The organism is Mesorhizobium sp. USDA 3734, assembly GCF_056279665.1.
Genome location: NZ_JBWCCW010000001.1, coordinates 6,991,183 through 7,009,474, shown reverse-complemented (window position 1 = coordinate 7,009,474; position 18,292 = coordinate 6,991,183). Strand labels below are relative to the sequence as shown.

General features: G+C 64.6%; 20 protein-coding genes. 13 read left to right on the top strand and 7 right to left on the bottom strand.

Going from position 1 to position 18,292, the window contains the following annotated elements; all coding sequences use genetic code 11:
* The first annotated feature begins 20 nt into the window (after positions 1–20).
* The 7 genes from gnd to ACZ89F_RS33585 all read left to right on the top strand — a co-directional run bounded on the left by gnd (position 21) and on the right by ACZ89F_RS33585 (position 6,813).
* Positions 21–1,034 carry a phosphogluconate dehydrogenase (NAD(+)-dependent, decarboxylating) gene (gene gnd, locus ACZ89F_RS33615; RefSeq protein WP_476096543.1) on the top strand — a complete coding sequence of 338 codons (1,014 nt, stop codon included), beginning with the start codon at positions 21–23 and terminating at the stop codon, positions 1,032–1,034.
* Positions 1,035–1,056: 22 nt separating this feature from the next.
* Positions 1,057–2,433, top strand: a complete 1,377-nt coding sequence (zwf, locus tag ACZ89F_RS33610) for a glucose-6-phosphate dehydrogenase (RefSeq protein WP_476096542.1) — start codon at positions 1,057–1,059, stop codon at positions 2,431–2,433.
* An 11-nt stretch (positions 2,434–2,444) separates the two neighbouring features.
* Positions 2,445–3,164 (top strand): ROK family protein, encoded by a 720-nt coding sequence (locus ACZ89F_RS33605; protein ID WP_476097451.1) that lies wholly within the window; start codon positions 2,445–2,447, stop codon positions 3,162–3,164.
* Positions 3,165–3,380: 216 nt separating this feature from the next.
* Positions 3,381–3,842 carry a Ros/MucR family transcriptional regulator gene (locus ACZ89F_RS33600; protein ID WP_476096541.1) on the top strand — a complete coding sequence of 154 codons (462 nt, stop codon included), beginning with the start codon at positions 3,381–3,383 and terminating at the stop codon, positions 3,840–3,842.
* Between the two features lie 113 nt (positions 3,843–3,955).
* The gene (locus tag ACZ89F_RS33595) at positions 3,956–5,056 is read left to right on the top strand and encodes an aminotransferase class I/II-fold pyridoxal phosphate-dependent enzyme (protein WP_476096540.1); all 1,101 of its coding nucleotides are present in this window, start codon (positions 3,956–3,958) and stop codon (positions 5,054–5,056) included.
* 162 nt (positions 5,057–5,218) lie between these two features.
* Entirely contained in the window at positions 5,219–6,457 is a 1,239-nt protein-coding gene (locus tag ACZ89F_RS33590) for an MFS transporter (protein ID WP_476096539.1), read from the top strand.
* A gap of 47 nt (positions 6,458–6,504) precedes the next feature.
* On the top strand, positions 6,505–6,813 hold the full coding sequence (locus ACZ89F_RS33585) for an NIPSNAP family protein (RefSeq protein ID WP_476096538.1): 309 nt from the start codon (positions 6,505–6,507) through the stop codon (positions 6,811–6,813).
* Here ACZ89F_RS33585 and ACZ89F_RS33580 read toward each other — a convergent pair.
* The 6 genes from ACZ89F_RS33580 to hemC all read right to left on the bottom strand — a co-directional run bounded on the left by ACZ89F_RS33580 (position 6,810) and on the right by hemC (position 12,912).
* The gene (locus ACZ89F_RS33580) at positions 6,810–7,526 is read right to left on the bottom strand and encodes a glutamine amidotransferase (protein WP_476096537.1); all 717 of its coding nucleotides are present in this window, start codon (positions 7,524–7,526) and stop codon (positions 6,810–6,812) included. The genes ACZ89F_RS33585 and ACZ89F_RS33580 overlap by 4 nt on opposite strands.
* 18 nt (positions 7,527–7,544) lie before the next feature.
* Positions 7,545–8,024 carry a tellurite resistance TerB family protein gene (locus ACZ89F_RS33575; RefSeq protein ID WP_476096536.1) on the bottom strand — a complete coding sequence of 160 codons (480 nt, stop codon included), beginning with the start codon at positions 8,022–8,024 and terminating at the stop codon, positions 7,545–7,547.
* Positions 8,025–8,060: 36 nt separating this feature from the next.
* On the bottom strand, positions 8,061–9,662 hold the full coding sequence (locus tag ACZ89F_RS33570) for a heme biosynthesis HemY N-terminal domain-containing protein (RefSeq protein ID WP_476096535.1): 1,602 nt from the start codon (positions 9,660–9,662) through the stop codon (positions 8,061–8,063).
* A gap of 10 nt (positions 9,663–9,672) precedes the next feature.
* Positions 9,673–11,157, bottom strand: coding sequence for a COG4223 family protein (locus tag ACZ89F_RS33565; RefSeq protein WP_476096534.1), 1,485 nt, complete (start codon positions 11,155–11,157; stop codon positions 9,673–9,675).
* Between the two features lie 110 nt (positions 11,158–11,267).
* On the bottom strand, positions 11,268–11,984 hold the full coding sequence (locus tag ACZ89F_RS33560) for a uroporphyrinogen-III synthase (RefSeq protein ID WP_476096533.1): 717 nt from the start codon (positions 11,982–11,984) through the stop codon (positions 11,268–11,270).
* 1 nt (position 11,985) lies between these two features.
* Positions 11,986–12,912, bottom strand: coding sequence for a hydroxymethylbilane synthase (gene hemC, locus ACZ89F_RS33555; protein WP_476096532.1), 927 nt, complete (start codon positions 12,910–12,912; stop codon positions 11,986–11,988).
* A gap of 157 nt (positions 12,913–13,069) precedes the next feature.
* On the opposite strand from hemC, the gene tsaD reads away from it, so the two are divergent.
* From tsaD to ACZ89F_RS33525, 6 genes are read left to right on the top strand one after another with little or no spacing between them, the layout of a single operon-like run.
* Complete coding sequence (gene tsaD / locus ACZ89F_RS33550) at positions 13,070–14,155, top strand: tRNA (adenosine(37)-N6)-threonylcarbamoyltransferase complex transferase subunit TsaD (protein ID WP_476097450.1); 1,086 nt, start codon at positions 13,070–13,072, stop codon at positions 14,153–14,155.
* Positions 14,152–15,168, top strand: coding sequence for an NAD(P)H-dependent glycerol-3-phosphate dehydrogenase (locus ACZ89F_RS33545; protein ID WP_476096531.1), 1,017 nt, complete (start codon positions 14,152–14,154; stop codon positions 15,166–15,168). The genes tsaD and ACZ89F_RS33545 overlap by 4 nt, the downstream gene beginning before the upstream one ends.
* Positions 15,169–15,214: 46 nt before the next feature.
* A complete protein-coding gene (locus tag ACZ89F_RS33540; protein WP_476096530.1) occupies positions 15,215–15,511 on the top strand; it encodes a YciI-like protein in 297 nt (98 codons plus the stop codon).
* Between the two features lie 41 nt (positions 15,512–15,552).
* Complete coding sequence (locus tag ACZ89F_RS33535) at positions 15,553–15,978, top strand: EVE domain-containing protein (protein ID WP_476096529.1); 426 nt, start codon at positions 15,553–15,555, stop codon at positions 15,976–15,978.
* The gene (locus ACZ89F_RS33530; protein WP_476096528.1) at positions 15,933–16,631 is read left to right on the top strand and encodes a class I SAM-dependent methyltransferase; all 699 of its coding nucleotides are present in this window, start codon (positions 15,933–15,935) and stop codon (positions 16,629–16,631) included. Before ACZ89F_RS33535 ends, ACZ89F_RS33530 begins: the two co-directional genes overlap by 46 nt.
* Before the next feature lie 49 nt (positions 16,632–16,680).
* Complete coding sequence (locus ACZ89F_RS33525; RefSeq protein WP_476096527.1) at positions 16,681–17,097, top strand: DUF1761 domain-containing protein; 417 nt, start codon at positions 16,681–16,683, stop codon at positions 17,095–17,097.
* 178 nt (positions 17,098–17,275) lie between these two features.
* Here the strand turns inward: ACZ89F_RS33525 and gcvA are convergent, their stop codons facing one another.
* Complete coding sequence (gene gcvA, locus ACZ89F_RS33520) at positions 17,276–18,211, bottom strand: transcriptional regulator GcvA (RefSeq protein ID WP_476096526.1); 936 nt, start codon at positions 18,209–18,211, stop codon at positions 17,276–17,278.
* Between the last annotated feature and the right edge of the window lie 81 nt (positions 18,212–18,292).

Below are 18,292 nucleotides of genomic sequence, written 5' to 3'. Positions count from 1 at the left end.
CAGGAAACAGGGACGAAACCATGCAAATCGGAATGATGGGACTGGGCCGGATGGGCGCCAACATGGTCCGGCGCCTGATGCGCGACGGCCACGAATGCGTCGTCTACGACATCAATCCCGCCAGCGTCGCGGCCTTGGTGACTGACGGCGCGCTAGGGACGGCTTCAATGGAAGAATTCGTCGGCAAGCTCGCCAAGCCGCGTTGTGTGTGGCTGATGCTGCCGGCAGCCATCACTGGCAGGATCATCGATCAGGTGACGGCCCTGATGGAGCCCGGCGACATCGTCATCGACGGCGGCAATTCCTACTACCACGACGCCGTCGACCAGGCCGCGAAACTGGCCGGCAAAGGTATCCATCTTGTCGATGTCGGCACCAGCGGCGGTGTCTGGGGCCTGGAGCGTGGCTACTGCCTGATGATCGGCGGTCCCGACGTGGCGGTGCAACACCTCGATTCGATCTTCGCCACGCTGGCGCCGGGCGCCGACGCCGGCTCCAATCCGCCCAAGGATGCCGGGACCGCGCCCTTTGGCTATCTGCATTGCGGGCCGAGCGGCGCCGGCCACTTCGTCAAGATGGTGCACAACGGCATCGAATATGGCGTCATGGCCGCCTATGCCGAAGGCATGAACATCCTGAAATCAGCCAATGCCGGCAAGCGGCAACGGACGGCGGACGCCGAGACCAGCCCGCTGGAAAACCCACAATACTACCAGTTCGATATCGACCTTCCCCAGGTGGCCGAGGTCTGGCGGCATGGCAGCGTCATCGGCTCCTGGCTGCTCGACCTGACCGCCGGCGCATTGAAAAGCGATCCCGGCCTGGCCAATTTCGGCGGCCGCGTCTCGGATTCCGGCGAAGGACGCTGGACGCTGAAGGCGGCGATCGACACCGGCGTGCCGGCCCCGGTTCTGTCCTCGGCTCTGTTCGACCGCTTCTCCTCGCAAGGCGAATCCGAATTCGCCGACAAGCTGCTGTCCGCCATGCGCTATGCCTTCGGCGGCCATGTCGAAAAGCCGAAGGCAGGCAAGTGACGGCGACAGGGGAGACACGCTGATGAGCCCGGAACGGTCCGACACGCTGGTGCTCTTCGGGGCGACCGGCGACCTCGCCCACAAGAAGATATTTCCAGCGCTTTACCAGATGGTCGCCAAGGGCACGCTCACCGAACCGGTGATCGGCGTCGCCTTCGACGCCTGGGACCTCAAGCAATTGCAGGCACGCGCCCGCGACGGCATCGTCAATGCGCTGGGCAAGATCGACGAAAAGGTGTTCGCCAAGTTCGCCTCGCTGCTGCGCTATGTCAGCGGCGACTACCGCGACGGAGCGACGTTCGAGAAACTGAAAAGCGCGCTCGGCACCGCGCAGCGGCCGCTGCACTACATGGCGGTGCCGCCGACCATGTTCGAGACCGTCGTCCAGGGGCTGGAGCAGTCGGGCACCGCGCATGGCGCACGCCTGATGGTGGAAAAGCCCTTCGGCCACGACCTGCAATCCGCGCGCTGGCTCAACCGGGTCTTGCACCTGGTGTTCGACGAACAGTCGATCTTCCGCATCGACCACTATCTCGGCAAGGAAGCGATCCAGAACCTGCTCTATTTCCGCTTCGCCAACTCCTTCCTCGAGCCGATCTGGAACCGCAATTTCGTCGAGAGCGTGCAGATCACCATGGCCGAGGATTTCGGCGTCGAGGGGCGAGGCCGCTTCTATGACGACGTCGGCTGCATCCGCGACGTCATCGAAAACCATCTGCTCAACATCCTGCTGCTGCTTGCCATGGAGCCACCTGTCGGCCGTTCCGCCGACGACCTGATCGACGAGAAGGTCCAGGTGCTGCGCGCGATCAGAACGCTGACCAGGAATGATGTCGTGCGTGGCCAGTTCACCGGCTATCTCGCCGAACCTGGCGTGGCCCCGAACTCGCCGGTCGAGACCTTCGCGGCGGTGCGTTTCTTCGTCGACACCTGGCGCTGGCAGGACGTGCCATTCTTCATCCGCGCCGGCAAGAACATGCCGGTGCATGTCACCGAGGTGGTGGTGCGGCTGAAGCGGCCGCCGCTCGACGTCTTCGACCCGATCAAGCCCGCCGACCAGAACTACGTCCGCTTCCGCATCGACCCACAGGTGGTGATCGCCATCGGCGCCCAGCGCAAGGCGCCGGGCGACGACATGATCGGCGAGCAGGTCGAGCTGACGGCGCTCGACGACAGCAAGGGCGACATGCCGCCCTATGAGCGGCTGATCGGCGATGCCATGAACGGCAACGGCCAGCTGTTCACCCGCCAGGACGCCAGCGAACTGGCCTGGCGCATCGTCGGCCCGGTGCTTGGCGACACCACGCCGCCGCACCTCTACGAGCCGGGAACATGGGGGCCTGCTGATGTCATGGCCGGATTCGGACCGCCCAATGGCTGGATTGATCCGGTGAAATGAGAGGGGACACGATGGCCAAGGCGGTGAAACAACCGGCATCGGGCTCTGAGAAATCGGGACCTGAGAAGATCGTGCTTTCGATCGATATTGGCGGCTCGCATGTCAAGATCCTCACCAGCGCCGGCGGCGAGGAGCGCCGCACCGACTCCGGACCGGGCCTGACGCCGCAGCAGATGATCGATGCGGTGAAGAAGCTCGCCGAGGGCCTGTCCTACGATGTCGTCTCGATGGGCTATCCTGGCCCTGTCAACCACAACAGGCCACTGACCGACCCCGCCAATCTCGGCAAGGGTTGGGCTGGATTCGACTTCGCGGGTGCGTTCGGCAAACCGGTGAAGGTGGTCAATGACGCGCTGATGCAGGCCATCGGCAGCTATGAGGGCGGGCGCATGCTTTTCCTCGGGCTCGGCACTGGTCTCGGTGCGGCGATGATTGCCGACAACGTCGCCCAGCCAATGGAACTTGCGCACCTGCCCTACAAGAAGGGCAAGAGCTTCGAGGATTATGTCGGCGAGCGCGGCCTCGAAAAGCGCGGCAAGAAGAAATGGCGCAAATATGTTTTCGACGTTGTCGACCGGCTTCGCGCCGCCCTGCGGCCTGACTATGTCGTCATTGGCGGCGGCAATGTCGACAAGCTCGATGAATTGCCCGCCGACTCCAGGCGCGGCGACAACACACGCGCCTTCGAAGGCGGATTTCGTTTGTGGCGCGACAAGGCGCTGATAGTTTGATACTGTTATTGTTTAATATAGTTGTTCAAAATAACGTGTGATATGACACCAAGTCATTGCATTAGGCAGATTTGCCGACTAGGAATTCCGCGCCAGAACAACGCCATTCGTCCCGTGGATGCACGAAGGACGCCATAGCATTTTTGATTTCGCGCATGATCCTTTCCGGAAGTCGAATCCGATTTTCAGGTCATTCGCTGTAGACGGAGAAATAGAGTGACCGACGATAGCAACAGTGCCCATAAAGACATCGACCTGCTTGAGCTGACCGCTCACATCGTATCCGCTTACGTCGAGAAGAACCGCTTGCCCGCCTCCGGCCTGGCCGATCTTATCGCCAGCGTCAGCGCCTCGATAAGCGGGCTCGGCAAGCCGGTGGTTCCGGTGGCTGCCCCCCTGGTCCCGGCGGTCAATCCCAAGAAGTCGGTGACGCCCGATTTCATCATCTGCCTCGAGGACGGCAAGAAGTTCAAATCGCTGAAGCGTCACATCGGCGTGCATTTCAACCTGACGCCGGACGCCTATCGCACCAAGTGGGGCTTGCCGTCGGACTATCCGATGGTCGCCCCCAACTACGCGGCCTCGCGTTCGCTGCTGGCGAAGTCGATCGGTCTCGGCCGCAAGGCCGCCCCCGTGAAGGCACCTGCCAAGGGCAGGAAGGCCAAGGTTTCGGCCTGAAGCAATTCGGCCCTGAGCCAATAAATTGATTGGAGCCTGCCGGCGAATCCGCCTTGGCAGGCTTCATGTTTTTATGGCTTGGATGGGTCCGACAAGGTCTCTAGGGGGAAGCCATGAACTACACCAGGATGGTGATCGAGAAAGAGGCACCGGAGGAGTACGGCTACGACCGTATCCGCTACAATCTCTCCGAAAGTTCGATCGCCGACCAAAAACTCTCCGACATCGGCCTGTCACTGCCTGATCTCACGCTATTCTACGGCGAGCATCGCGGCGACAAGGCGTTGCGCGCGCTGATATCGGCGCAGGATGCCGGCATTTCGTCAGATGATGTCCTGGTCACCGCCGGTGCCGCCGGCGCGTTGTTCATCATCTCGACCTCGCTCTTGTCGGCGAACGACCATCTCGTCGTTATCCGGCCCAACTACGCCACCAACATCGAAACCCCAAGGGCGATCGGCTGCGCCATCAGCTTTGTCGACCTGGCCTTCGAGGAAGGCTTCGCCGTCGATGTCGAACGCGTCAAGGCGGCGATACAGCCGAACACGAAACTGATCAGCGTCACCTGCCCGCACAACCCGACCGGCACGATGATGAGCCGAACCGAGCTCGATGCGCTGGTGGCGCTCGCGGAAAGCACCAACTGCCATCTGCTGGTCGACGAGACCTACCGCGACCTCTCCTACGGCCGTCGCCTGCCGTCGGCGGCATCGCTCAGCCCGAAGGCGATCAGCGTCTCGTCGCTGTCCAAGGCCTTCGGCATTCCCGGCATCCGCATCGGCTGGCTGATCACCAGGGATGCGGAACTTCAGGAGAAATTCCTCGCCGCCAAGGAGCAGATCGGCATCTGCGGCAGCGTCATCGACGAAGGCATCGCGCGCGGCATGCTTGAGCGCCGGGACGCCTTCCTGGCGGCGCTGCTGCCCGAAATGGCCAAGCGCCGCGACATCGTCCAGGCCTGGATCGACCGCGAGCCACTGGTCGACTGGGTGCGGCCCGAAGGCGGCGTCGTCGGGTTCCCCCGCCTGAATGTCGATCCCGGCTTCGACCTCGACCGGTTCTATGTGAACCTGCTGGAGAGCCACGGCACCTATGTCGGACCCGGCCACTGGTTCGAAATGGAGAAGCGCTTCTTCCGCGTCGGTTTTGGCTGGCCGACGGAAGCCGAATTGAGCGGCGGCCTCGACGCCATCTCGGCCGCGTTGCGGCAGTAACTACCCCGTGCGGTCGATGGAGCAGGTTCAAAATTCCTTGATCCAGCACTGATTTTGACGCATATCCGCGGCGAACTGAGCTAAAAGTTCCGCCAGCCGGACCAGCGCCCATCGTGGAAGTGCCCCGCCAGCTGATGCCATCGCAACGGGGCCCTTAAATTCATGACAGCCGAACAGATATCGCCGGACCAGCGCTATGCCGCGTTCCGCCACCGCTCCTTCCTGAGCTATTGGGCGGCGCGCTTCCTCACCACATTCGCCACCATGATCGTGTCCGTCGCGGTCGGCTGGCAGATGTACGACCTGACCCGCGATCCGCTCGATCTCGGCCTGGTCGGCATCGTCCAGTTCCTGCCGTCGCTGCTGCTGGTGCTGGTTACCGGCGTCGTCGCCGACCGCTTCGGCCGCCGCCTGATCATGGCGCTGGCGGTGGTGCTGGAAGCGATCTGCGCGCTGGCGCTGCTGCTCCTGACGCTGCGCGGCATCAGCGGGCCGCTGCCGATCTTCGCCGTGCTCGCCATCTTCGGCGTCGCCCGCGCCTTCTTCGGCCCGGCCTCCGCCTCGCTGTTCGCCAATCTGGTGCCATCGGAGGATTTCGCCAACGCCATCGCCTGGAATTCATCGGCCTGGCAGACGGCGACCATCGTCGGTCCGGTCGCCGGCGGCCTGCTCTACGGCGTGTCGCCGGAAGTGGCCTACGGCACCGCCGCTGTCCTGATGCTTGTGTCCGGGCTGCTGATCTTCACCATCCCGAAGCCGTCGCAGCGCACCGAGACGGAAAAACCGACGATGGAGCACCTGTTCGGCGGGTTCAGCTATATCTGGAGCGAGAAGATCGTGCTGGGCGCCATCTCGCTCGATCTGTTCGCCGTGCTCCTGTCCGGCGCCTCGGCGCTGCTGCCGGTCTACGCGCGCGATATTCTCCATCTCGGCCCGTGGGGACTTGGCCTGCTGCGCTCGGCGCCTGCTGCCGGCTCCATCTGGGTCGCCATCTGGCTGGCCGGCCATCCGATCCGCAACCACGCGGGACTGGTCATGCTCGGCGCCGCCGCGTCGTTCGGTGCCTTCACCGTGCTGTTCGGCCTGTCGACCATCACCTGGCTGTCGATCGTCGCATTGGCGCTGCTGGGCGCCACCGACATGTTCAGCGTCTATATCAGGGAAACGCTGATCCAGTTGTGGACGCCGGACGCGGTGCGCGGCCGCGTCAACGCCGTCAACCAGGTCTTCGTCGGCGCCTCCAACGAGCTCGGCGAATTCCGTGCGGGCACGATGGCGGCGCTCATCGGCACGGTGCCGGCGGTGGTGGTCGGCGGCATCGGCGCCATCGCGGTTGTGGGCCTGTGGGCCTATCTGTTCCCGCAATTGCGCAAGGTGCGCCATCTCAACGGGCGGAATTGACGTTCGCTCACGGTCAGCAAGATACATCACCCGTCACAGGAACTCCCATGATCACCTGTTATCTGAAATACGTCATCGACCCGTACAAGCTTGCCGAGTTTGAAGACTATGGCCGTCGCTGGATAGGTCTGGTCAATCGCCTCGGCGGAAACCATCATGGCTATTTCCTTCCGAGCGAAGGAGCGAACAATATCGCTTATGCCATGTTCAGCTTCCCGAGCCTCGCCGACTACGAGGACTATCGCAAGCGCATGGCTGCCGACCAGGAATGCCAGGACGTGTTTGAAATGGAAAAGCGCAATCGCAGCATTCTCAGCTATGAGCGCAGCTTCCTGCGGCCGGTGCTCGAACCTTAGCCATTGCTTGGCTTGCCGAAAATCACCCGCAAAAACTCGTCCAGCCAGCGCTTGAGGTGCATGTCCCAGATCAACCGGCCGCCGAGATGATCGCGGCCGGGCTGCGCGCCGGGCAACTCGAAGCGATGCGCGCCGCGCACCACCCAGCGCTGCATCATCACCCTGGTCAGCTCGCCATGGAATTGGATGCCCCAGGCATTGTCGCCATAGCGGAAGGCCTGGTTGGGATAGGTCTCGGCCGTCGCCAGCAGCGTCGCGTCCCTGGGCAGCGAAAAGCCCTCGCGGTGGAACTGGTAGACCATCTCAGGCCAGTGCATCAGCTGCTTGCCGGCTTCGGTCGCTTTCAGCTTGTACCAGCCGATCTCGACCAGCCCTTCGCCATGACCCTCGACCTTGCCGCCGAGATGATTGGCCAGCATCTGCGCGCCAAGGCAGATGCCGAGGAACGGCCGGTTCTCCTTGAGCGGTATTTCCAGCCAGTTGGTCTCGCGGCGGACGAACTCGTCCTCGTCATTGGCGCTCATCGGCCCACCGAACACCACCGTGCCAGCATGGCCATCCAGCGTTTCCGGCAAGCTGTCGCCCAGCGGCGGCCGGCGGATGTCGAGCTCGAAACCCTCCTCCAGCAGCATGTGGCCGACGCGTCCGGGGCTCGAATTCTCCTGATGCAGCACGATCAGGATTTTGGGCTTCGAACTCGTTTGGCGCGGCATGGGCAGGCGAAATCCCGTCTATTCGTCGCTCGATGTTCCGGTGGCGCCAGGCGCGTGCGCCGCCGCCTTGCGGCGCGCCTCGACGCGGTCGCGGCGGTCGACGCCGATCAGCTCGGCGACGCGCCAGACGGTGTTGTCCTCCAGCTCGTGCAGCTCGCCATCGGCATAGACGATCTCCCACATCAGGCCGATGAAAGCCTTGCGCGCATCGGCATCGAGATGGCGCTTCAAGACGCTGGTGAAGGCATAGAGATCGATCGCCTCATTGTCGGCCCGCTCGCCGGCGGCGGCGAGCGCTTCGAGTTCGGCGCCGCTGATCGAGTAGCTCTCCGACAGCACCGCCTTGAACCGTTCCCACTCGACATCCTGGCGCACGCCATCGGCATTCATCACATGGTAAAGGAGCGCCGAGGCCGCGATGCGCGGATCGTCCGTGCTGGCATGCGTGCCGGCGGCGGCCGGCAAATCCCTGAGAAACGACAGAACGCGTTCAAACATAGACCCATTCCCCAACGGCCCAACGGCCGGCCCAGTTCAAAACAGCCGAAACCGGCGCGGCGACTTTTCCGCTTCCTCGTCCGGATCGACGCCGGGATCGTCCGGCAGCCGCGCAAGCTCCTCGGCCGGATCGACGGCCTCGGCATCGGTCGGCACCGCGGCGAAGGCCGCCGCCGTGATCGGCCTGACATGATCCTCGTGGCGCTCGGCGTCCTTGCCCGCCGCCTCGCCCTGACCGGCGTCATCGATCACCTCGGCCGGCTTTTTTTCGCTCGTCGGCTTTGCCAGTGCCTCAATGGCCGGCGCCGCGCTGGCTGATGCATCCTCATGGCTGTCGATCAACTGACCGAGTCGCTCCATCGGCGCGCGCCATTCGAAGGCGTCGAGCCGGCCGGTAATCGGTGACACCGGCGCCCAGCGTTCGGACACCACGCCGTCGGCGACCCAGGCCGGATCGCGCGGCGCCCGCACCGCCCTCGACAAAAGCTGCCGCACCTTGCCCTGGTCGCCGGTCTCGGCCTCCTCGATATCGGCGAGCAGCAGATAGGCGCCCTCGCGGCGATCCATCCGGATCGCGGCCTCGGCCTCGCGGCGGGCGGTCGAATAATCCTGCGCATCGAGCGCCGCGCGCGCCACCGTCATCGACGATTCGGCGTGGTTCTTCTTCATCTCCTGCAGCTTCTTCGCCCGGTTGAGGCGGTCGAGCACGGCGTCGCCCGGCCTGGCATGGGTATAGAGTTCGGCGACCTCCGGATGCGGCTCGGCCTTCCACGCCGCCTCGAGGATCTTTGAGCCCTTGCGCACATCGTTCTGCTTGAACAGTGCCGCGGCGGCGGCAACGGCGGCGGGCGCGAAGTCCGGCCGCAGCCGGTTGGCCTCGATCGCCGCGGTTCTGGCAGCGGCGGGATCGCTGTCGGCAAGCGCCTGCGCCTTGGCGGTCAGCAGCACGGCGCGGCGGCGGGTGGCGGCATCGCGTTCGATCTGCCGTGTCGACTTCTGCGCGTCGACCAGTTTCAAGGCGCCGTCCCAATCGCCGCGTGCCGTCAGCTCTTCCAGCGTCGATTCGGCCGCCCAGGCCAGCTGCGGCGCCACAGCGGCAGCACGGCCGGCATAGTGCCTGGCGGCGTTGCGGTCGCCGAGCCGTTCGGCTTCGAGATAGAGCCCGCGCAGGCCGAGCAACCGCATTTCGGGATCGTCGAGCATGCTTTCGAATTTCTGCCGCGCGCCTTCATGATCGCCTTCGAGCAGCGACGCCTGCGCCTCGAGCAGATGGATCAGTGGCTCCTGGTCGGAGCGGATAAGCTTGGCGGCTTCCTTGGTCTTCTTGCGGGCCAGCGCGCCGTCACCGGCGCCGGCGGCGATCATGCCGGTCGACAGCGCCTGATAGCCGCGGTCGCGACGGCGGACACGGAAATAGCGCGAGATGGTGTAGGGACTGTTCCACAACGACTTGAGCAGCCACCACAGGATCATCACCGCGGCGACCACGGCGACGACAGCAACCGCCGCCACCATCAGGCTGACCTGGTATTGATAGCCGCTGAAGGTGACGACCATGTCGCCCGGCCGGTCGGCCAGCCAGGCAAAGCCCAGCCCGAGTGCGAAGACGACGATGAGGAAGGCGAGCAGCCGGATCATTGTGTTGCCCTCATGCCTTCATCGCGCCGGAGATCAGCGCGTCGACCTGGGTTTCGACCTCGATGCGTGCCTTCAGTTTGCCGGCAAAGTCGGCGCCGGCAGCCTTGGCGGCTTCGGGAAGCGTGTCGTATTCACTGAGCGCCTTGGCGTAGTCGCCCTGGTTGACCGCCGCCTCCATGCGCGCGACGGTTTCCGGCGCACCGGCGCCCTCGACGGCGCCAATCGGCCTGACCTTGACCAGCGATTCGGCACTCGACAAAAGGTTCTGCAGGAAGCCGGCATTCTCATCGACAGGCGTCGCCGCAGTGACCATGGCATTGGCTGCGGCATCCGCTTGCAAGGCGATCTCGGCGCGGGCCGGAACGCCCTTTTCGGCATAGGTGCGCAAGGTCGCAAGCTGCGGCGCGTCCGGCGAAATCGCGGCGAAGGTTTCGAGTTCGGCAGAGAACGGCGCACCGCGCTCAAGCGCCGCCTTCAATGCCGAGGCAGCGATAGCGAGCGCGATCTTCGGCTGTCCGGCCGCCGCCTCGACCTTGCCGGAAAGCTGCGACACCGATTGCTCCAGCTTAGTGAGCCGGCCATCCTGAGCCGTCGCCGCCTCGCCGGCCGACTTCACCTGCGCGTCGAGACCAGCCAGTTTTTCGTTGAGCGGGCCGAGATCGACCGGGGCCGTGCTGCCGGCCTTGCCCAGCGCGGCGACCGCCGTTTCGATCTGCGCGACCTTGTCGCCCAGTGCGGCGAGCCCGGCAGTGTCGCCTGCTCCACCTTTCTCGATCGCTGATTTCAGCGCCGCGACATCGGCCTTGACCTGCTCCAGGCCCGAAGACAGCCCGACCACCTTGGCAGCTGCATCGCTGTTGCCGCCCGAGTCCTTCAAGCCGGCGATTTCGGTCTTCAGCGAAGCGATGTCGCCGTTGACGCCATCGAGCGAGACACTGGCGCCCGAGCCCGGCGTTCCGAGCAGGCCGGCAAACTGCAGCCCGCCGGCGCCAACCAGCGCGATGACACCGCCGATGATGCCGGCAGCGATACCGTTGCGGCCGCCACGCTTTTCTGGGGGAGGTGCCGGCGCCATTGTGTCGTCCCGTGTCTCGGTCTTGGCCTTGCTGTTGTCGGTCTGGGTGCGGTTTGCCGACGCATCCTCGAAACTGTAGTCGAAGGCTTTGGCGCGGTTGGGCGGCGCATCCGAACCGGGATAAGGGAGCTCTGGTTCGGCGGCTTTGGCTCCGGCATCTGCCGGCGCTTGCGTCTCCGCTGACCCTGCGGCGGCATCGGCATGCTCCCAGGGCTCGAGATCGGTCTGGTCGGCATGCACCGGCTCGTCGGGAACTTCGGATTGAGAGGTTTCCGTGGCCTCCACTGGCGCTTCTTCGACGCTGGACGGCGTCTTGGCGGCATCCTCGTCGGCGATGCGTGAGACGGCGCCCGGCTCCAGATCGATGGTCACCGGCTCGCGGCGGCTTTTCGAGTGTCGCATCTTCGGCGTCTTGACCATGCCTGGGCTCCGCACAATTCGCTTCGTCTCAACGCCTTGCGGCGCGTGATGGTTCAGAAAGGGTCTAGCACATCACCAAGCGGTGAAAAGGGGCGGTGTGATGACGCGGCTCAGCTCACACCTCGCAAAAGCGCCAGCAGCGCTTCCTCGTCAGGCTGCGCGGCGATGCGGATCCCCTTGCCGGCGGCATCGTCGAGGGCTGCCGCGATGCGCGTGGAAAGCGCGAAAAACCATGCTTTTTCAAAGAGCCCTTGCAGACCAGGCCGCCTGGCCAGCACCTGCATCGCGCCCGCCGCCTTGGCCGAATAAAGCAGCACCGCATCTGCGGATTGGCCGGACAGACGCTCGAGGATGGCTTCGTCTGAATAACCTACCTGGAGCGTGTCATATGTCTCGACGGCGTGGACCTGAACGCCCGCCGTCTTGAGCCTCTGTTCGAACGCCGGAAAGCGCACCCGCCCACAGAGATAAACGATGGCCTTGGCGGAGAGTGCGGCAGCGATGCTGTCGGCCAGCGCCTCCGCATCACCTGGGCCTTCGCTGACCGACAAGAACCCCGCTTTGCGCGCGGCTTCCGCCGTCCTTTTGCCGACGGCATGGCAAGGCAAGGCGGCGAGCGCCGCGATGACTTCTTCCGGCGCATGGCGCACGGCATTGGCGCTGGTGATGGCAACGGCGACGGCAGCGTCCGGGACCAATCCGCCATCGACCGGCAGCGCCGCCGTTTCGGTCAGAGGCAGAAGAATCGGCTGAAACCCTACCTCTCGAAGCTGCCGCGCTGTGCGCGAAGCACCCGGTTCCGGTCTCGTCACCAGGACGCGAAGCATTTCAGAGCCAGCCGTCGAAGAACTTTTCGCCGGCTTTGTCCCTCACCGTCCTGGCTGCTTCGGCGCCGATACGGGCGGCGTCTTGCGCCGGTCCCTGCAGCTGGACTGTGTGCGACAGCGTGCCGTCGGGCGATATGATCAGCCCTGCGAACGACAGTTTCCCGGCCTCGATCGCCGCATAACCGGCGATCGGCGTGCGACAGGAACCGTCGAGCGCCGCCAGGAAGGCGCGCTCGCAGGCCAGCGCCTGACCGGTCGCAACATCATGGATTGCCGCCAGCATCTTTTCGACATCGCGGTCGCCGATGCGCGTTTCGATGCCGATCGCGCCTTGCCCCGGCGCAGGCGGGAAGATGTCGAGCGGTATCAGGTCGGTGACGACATGTTCGAGCCCGAGCCGCTTCAGCCCGGCATAGGCGAGGATCGTGCCGTCAGCGACACCTTCGTCGAGCTTGCGCAGCCGTGTCTGCACATTGCCGCGGAACATCACCACGTCGAGATCCGGCCGCATGCGGCGGATCAGCGCCTGCCGCCGCAGCGACGACGAGCCGATTTTCGCCCCGTGCGGCAGATCGGCAATCGCCTTCGCTGCCTTGCCGACAAAAGCATCGCGCGCGTCCTCGCGCGGCAGGAAGGCCGAGAGTTCGAGACCGTCGGGCAGTTGCGTCGGCATGTCCTTCGACGAATGCACGGCGATGTCGATCCGGCCCGCCAGCAGCGCCTCTTCGATCTCCTTGGTGAACAGGCCCTTGCCGCCGGCTTCCGACAGCGGCCGGTCCTGGATGCGGTCGCCGCTGGTCGAGATGACGACGATCTCGAAGGCCTCCGCCGGCATGCCATGCGCGGCCATCAGCCGCGCCTGCGTTTCCTGCGCCTGTGCCAGCGCCAGCGGGCTGCCGCGTGTTCCGATTCTCAAGATTGTTTGCATGGCGCGCGGTCCGTGATAACCCCCGGCCTGAGCATTTTGCAGCCAAGTGGAACCACTTGGCGTCGCAGAAATGCGGCTGAAATAACCGAGGCCTTTCCGGGCTTTCTCCTAACGGGGAATGGCCTGACAGACAATCTCTTGGGATAGCGACGAATTGATCCGCGTGCTGGGCATAGAGACGAGTTGTGACGAGACCGCCGCCAGCGTCGTGGCGCAGGACGGCGACGCCGCGCCAAGAATCCTGTCCAACATCGTGCTCAGCCAGATCGAGGAACATGCCGCATTCGGCGGCGTCGTGCCGGAGATCGCGGCGCGCGCCCATGTCGAGGCGCTGGACGGCATCATCGAGGCGGCGCTTGCCGATTCGGGCGTGGCGCTCGCCGACATCGACGCGATTGCCGCCACCGCCGGTCCCGGCCTGGTCGGCGGGCTGATCGTCGGGCTGATGACGGCCAAGGCGATTGCCGCTGCGGCAAACAAGCCGCTGATCGCCATCAACCATCTCGAAGGCCATGCCTTGACCGCAAGGCTGACCGACGGCCTGGATTTTCCCTATCTGCTTCTGCTGGTTTCCGGCGGTCATACGCAGATCCTCGCCGTGCGCGGCGTCGGCGACTATCAGCGCTGGGCAACCACCATCGATGACGCGCTCGGTGAAGCCTTCGACAAGACGGCCAAGATGCTCGGCCTGCCCTATCCCGGCGGACCGAATGTCGAGAAGGCGGCACAGGCCGGCAACGCCTCGCGCTTTGCCTTTCCGCGCCCGATGAAGGGCTCGGCCCAGCCCGACTTCTCCTTCTCCGGCCTCAAGACCGCTGTGCGTCAGGCGGCGACCGCCATTGCACCCTTGAGCGAACAGGACGTCGCCGACATCTGCGCCTCCTTCCAGGCGGCGGTCGCCGATGCGCTGGCCGACCGCGTTTCCCGCGCGCTGACGCGCTTTCGGCAGACATTTCCCGCCACCAGGAACCCGGCACTCGTCGTGGCCGGCGGTGTTGCCGCCAACCGCACGATCAAGGCGATGCTGGAGCGGCTCTGTGCCGAGGCCGGCTTCACCTTCATTGCGCCGCCGCTAAAGCTTTGCACCGACAATGCGGCGATGATCGCCTGGGCCGGCATCGAGCGGCTGCGCGAAGGCATGGCGCAGGAGAACGGCTTCGATTTCGTGCCGCGCTCGCGCTGGCCGCTGGACAGCATCTCGACACCGATGGTCGGTTCCGGCCGGCGCGGAGCCAAGGCATGACTGACCAGGATATGAACAGTCTGGACAAGAGCCGCTGGTGTGTCACCGTGCTTGGCGGCGGCGCCTGGGGCACCGCGCTGGCGCTGGCCATGCTGCGCGCCGGTCATGCGGTGCGGCTGTTCGCGCGCGATCCGGACACCGTCGCCTCGATCGGGCGGGGCGAGAACCCGCGCTATCTGCCCGGCATTGCCATCGCGCCCGGTATCGAGGCGACGAGCGACATCGAGGTGGCCCTTACCGGCGCCGATTGCGTGCTGGCGGTGACCCCGGCGCAAGCGCTGCGGGCCACGCTGGCGGTCGCCAAAGCCCATATGCCGGCCGGCATCCCGCTTGTTCTCTGCGCCAAGGGCATCGAGCGCGACACGGGCGCCTTGCTGTCGGCAATCGTCGAAGAGATCCTGCCGCAGAATCCGGTCGCCGCTCTGTCGGGTCCAAGCTTCGCCACCGATGTCGCCCGCGGCCTGCCGACGGCCGTTGTGGTCGCCGCTCGCGACGAGGCATTGGCTGCCGATCTCGCTGCCCGCTTTTCCGCCGAGAACCTGCGCTGCTATTCGAGCGACGACCTGATCGGCGTCGAAATCGGCGGCGCGCTGAAGAACGTCTTCGCCATTGCCGCAGGTGCCGTCACTGGCGCCGGTCTCGGCGCCAGTGCCCAGGCCGCCATGGTGACGCGCGGCTTTGTCGAACTGCGCCGCATCGGCGCTGCCTTCGGCGCCAGGCCCGAGACCTTGATGGGGCTTTCCGGCCTTGGCGACCTGCTGCTGACCTGCTCGTCGACCCAGTCGCGCAATTTCGCCTATGGGTTGGCGCTCGGGCAAGGCAAGCCGCTTGCCGGATTGCCGCTGGCCGAGGGCGTGCCGACGGCCGCGATCGCTGCCCGCATCGCCACCGAGCGCAACATCGACGCGCCGATCATTGCTGCCGTCGCTGCCATACTGGACGGCACCATCACCATCCGGCAGGCTGTGACGGCTCTGATGACCCGGCCGCTGAAGACCGAAACCAACGATTGATCCCCACGACTTTGATCCCCAAGAACCCAAGACCAGGAGAAAGACCATGCTGTTTGCTGTGATCTGCAAGGATAAGCCCGGAAGCCTGCAGGTGCGCCTCGATACGCGGCCGGAGCATATTGCCTTTCTCGAAGGGTTGAACGGCGACAAGAAGCTGGCCTTCGCCGGTCCGTTCCTTGACGCCGAAGGCAAGCCCAATGGCAGCCTCGTCGTCGTCGAGGCACCCGACATGGCGGGTGCACAGGCGTTGTCGGCAGCCGACCCCTACGCCAAGGCCGGCCTGTTCGAAAGCGTCGAAATCCGCCCGTGGAACTGGACGTTCAACAAGCCTGCGGCTAGTTAAATTCCGGTCGCTGGCGCGCAACCCCAAGGAGGAGCAAAGACATGAACTACTGGCTGTTCAAATCGGAGCCATTCAAGTTCTCCTTCGAGATGCTGAAGGCCAAGGGCAAGGCCGGCACGCAATGGGACGGCGTGCGCAACTACGCCGCGCGCAACAACATGAAGGCGATGCAGATTGGCGACCTCGGCTTCTTCTATCATTCCAACGAGGGGCTGAACGTGGTCGGCATCGCCGAAGTCTGCGCGCTGGCCCATCCCGATACCACTTCGGATGACCCGCGCTGGGAATGCGTCGACATCCGCGCCGTCCAGGATGTGCCCAACCCGCCGACGCTGGAAGAGGTCAAGGCCAATCCAAAGCTTGCCGACATGGCGCTGGTGCGGCTCGGACGGCTTTCCGTGCAGCCGGTGACGCCGGCCGAATGGAAGGAAGTCTGCCGCATGGGCGGCCTGACGCCCGCTCCGTGACGGCGCTGACGCCCAACAGCGCGAAGCAATTCATCCTCGACAACACGGCGCTGATCGCGCCGCCGCACGTGCCGGAGATTTTTCTGCGCCTCGCCGACGAGGCGCATGATCTGTGGCAGCGGACAGAGGACGAGCTGGTCGAAATCGGCCTGCCGCCGCCCTTCTGGGCCTTTGCCTGGGCCGGTGGCCAGGGCCTTGCCCGCTACGTCCTGGACAATCCCGGCACGGTGCGGGGAAAGCGCGTGCTCGACTTCGCCTCCGGCTCCGGCCTCGTCGCCATCGCCGCCGCCAGGACCGGTGCGGCAAAGGTGATCGCCACCGATATCGACCCGTTCTGCGCGACCGCGATCCGCCTCAACAGCGAGGCCAACGATGTCGCGATCGAATTCCTCGGCACGGATTGTATCGGCACCGATGCGGGGTGGGACGTGATCCTGGCCGGCGACGTTTTCTATGACAAATCCTTCGCCGACCGGCTGATGCCGTGGTTCGCAACGCTGAAGACGCGGGGCGCCGAAATCCTCGTCGGCGATCCCGGCCGGTCGTATATGCCGAAGGCAGGGCTGGAGCCGCTTGCGGTCTATGAAGTGGCCGTCACGCGGGCACTGGAGGATTCCCTGGTCAAGCGCACGACCGTCTGGCGGTTCGCTTGACGCCAACGCCGAACAAGCGTTCCATCAATCCGCATCGGAGGGGACACTCATGGATTTTTCGGCAGTAAACTGGCTGGCGGTGATCGCCGCCGCAATCGTGGCATGGCTGTTCGGCGCCGCCTGGTACATGGGCCTGAGCAAGCCCTGGCTGAAGGCCGCCAGGCTTGACCCGGCCACGATGAAGAAATCGCCGCTGCCCTTCGTCATCAGCTTCATCGCCGAACTGGTCATGGCCACCATCATGGCCCTGGTCGTCGGCGCGATGACCGGCGGCGAGCCGACACTGCTTGCCGGCCTGGTCTTCGGCTTCGTGCTTTGGCTGGGCTTCGTCGCCACGACGCTCTCGGTCAACCATCGCTACGAGAATTTCGGCTGGGACCTGACCCTCATCGACGGCGGCCACTGGCTTGGCGTGCTGCTGATCATCGGCGCCGTGATCGGCTGGTTCGGCCCCGCGGCAAGCTGATCAAAAGGCAGTAGGGCAGTAAGGCAGTAGGGGAATAGGGGGCCAGACGGCACCGACGCCTATCCCTTACTGCCTTACTGCCTTACTGCCTTACTGCCTTACTGCCTTACTGCCTTACTGCCTTACTGCCTTACTGCCTTACTGCCTTACTGCCTTACTGCCTTACTGCCTTACTGCCTTACTGCCCCTTGTCCGTGGTCCGCGTCTTGGCGACTTCCTCGAGAATCCATTCGCGAAAGGCGACGATACGCGGATCGTCGGCCGCGCTCTCGGGATAGACCAGGAAATAGGCGAACTCGGGAGCTATCCGCAGGCCGAGTTCAAAAGGCTGCACCAGCCTGCCTTGCGAAAGGTCGTTTGCCACCATGGCGAAATCGGCGAGCGCGACGGCATTGCCGTCGAGCGCTGCCTGGACGGCATCCGTGGAGTTTCCGAACACGACGGTCCGGCTGTCGTCGAAATCGTTGACGCCGGCTGCCGCCATCCACATCCGCCAGTTCGGCCATGTCACGCCTTGTCGCGACCATTCGATATGGGCAAGCGTGTGATTGAAAAGATCGCGCGGCTCGCGCAGCGGCGGACCGGAGGTCAAGAGGCTGGGGCTGCACACCGGAATGAGGATGTTGTCGAACAGCCGGTGGGCGCGCAGGCCCGGATATTTGCCGGCGCCGAACCGGATACCGACATCGACATCATCGAGTTCGAAATCCCGCACTTCGTAGGCGATGTCGAATCGCAGCTCGATATTGGGGTGATGCTTGCGAAAATCGTCGACGCGCCGCATCAGCCATTTTGACGCGAACTGTGCATCCAGCGTCACTTTCAGCAGCGCGGTGCCGCGCGTCAGCTTTTGCGCCCGCGAAACGGCCCGGCCAAGCAGGTCGAGCGCGTCGGTCGAGGCCTCGAACAGCACCGTTCCCGCCTCGGTCAGTCGGATGGTGCGGCTGGTGCGCGTAAACAGCACCAGTCCGAGCTGATCCTCGATTTCCTTGATCTGGTGGCTGACGGCAGCGGGCGTCAGGCCCAGCTCGTCGGCCGCACGGGTGAAATTGAGGTGCCGGGCCGCTGCTTCCAGCGTCCTCAAGGCGCGAGTTCCTGGCAGAAGGCGGGCCACGCTATCCTCAAATAAAACTTGATGATTCAGAGAAAACTACTCGTTTCTCGCAGGGATTTCAATCCGGCATAATCCACTCAT

Bases quoted from the DNA above. Each gene is read 5' to 3' on its own strand.
- gnd (WP_476096543.1), top strand. From the start codon at position 21: ATGCAAATCGGAATGATGGGACTGGGCCGGATGGGCGCCAACATGGTC.
- zwf (WP_476096542.1), top strand. From the start codon at position 1,057: ATGAGCCCGGAACGGTCCGACACGCTGGTGCTCTTCGGGGCGACCGGC.
- ACZ89F_RS33605 (WP_476097451.1), top strand. From the start codon at position 2,445: ATGGCCAAGGCGGTGAAACAACCGGCATCGGGCTCTGAGAAATCGGGA.
- ACZ89F_RS33595 (WP_476096540.1), top strand. From the start codon at position 3,956: ATGAACTACACCAGGATGGTGATCGAGAAAGAGGCACCGGAGGAGTAC.
- ACZ89F_RS33590 (WP_476096539.1), top strand. From the start codon at position 5,219: ATGACAGCCGAACAGATATCGCCGGACCAGCGCTATGCCGCGTTCCGC.
- ACZ89F_RS33585 (WP_476096538.1), top strand. From the start codon at position 6,505: ATGATCACCTGTTATCTGAAATACGTCATCGACCCGTACAAGCTTGCC.
- ACZ89F_RS33580 (WP_476096537.1), bottom strand. From the start codon at position 7,526: ATGCCGCGCCAAACGAGTTCGAAGCCCAAAATCCTGATCGTGCTGCAT.
- ACZ89F_RS33575 (WP_476096536.1), bottom strand. From the start codon at position 8,024: ATGTTTGAACGCGTTCTGTCGTTTCTCAGGGATTTGCCGGCCGCCGCC.
- ACZ89F_RS33570 (WP_476096535.1), bottom strand. From the start codon at position 9,662: ATGATCCGGCTGCTCGCCTTCCTCATCGTCGTCTTCGCACTCGGGCTG.
- ACZ89F_RS33565 (WP_476096534.1), bottom strand. From the start codon at position 11,157: ATGGTCAAGACGCCGAAGATGCGACACTCGAAAAGCCGCCGCGAGCCG.
- ACZ89F_RS33560 (WP_476096533.1), bottom strand. From the start codon at position 11,984: ATGCTTCGCGTCCTGGTGACGAGACCGGAACCGGGTGCTTCGCGCACA.
- hemC (WP_476096532.1), bottom strand. From the start codon at position 12,912: ATGCAAACAATCTTGAGAATCGGAACACGCGGCAGCCCGCTGGCGCTG.
- ACZ89F_RS33545 (WP_476096531.1), top strand. From the start codon at position 14,152: ATGACTGACCAGGATATGAACAGTCTGGACAAGAGCCGCTGGTGTGTC.
- ACZ89F_RS33540 (WP_476096530.1), top strand. From the start codon at position 15,215: ATGCTGTTTGCTGTGATCTGCAAGGATAAGCCCGGAAGCCTGCAGGTG.
- ACZ89F_RS33535 (WP_476096529.1), top strand. From the start codon at position 15,553: ATGAACTACTGGCTGTTCAAATCGGAGCCATTCAAGTTCTCCTTCGAG.
- ACZ89F_RS33530 (WP_476096528.1), top strand. From the start codon at position 15,933: ATGGAAGGAAGTCTGCCGCATGGGCGGCCTGACGCCCGCTCCGTGACG.
- ACZ89F_RS33525 (WP_476096527.1), top strand. From the start codon at position 16,681: ATGGATTTTTCGGCAGTAAACTGGCTGGCGGTGATCGCCGCCGCAATC.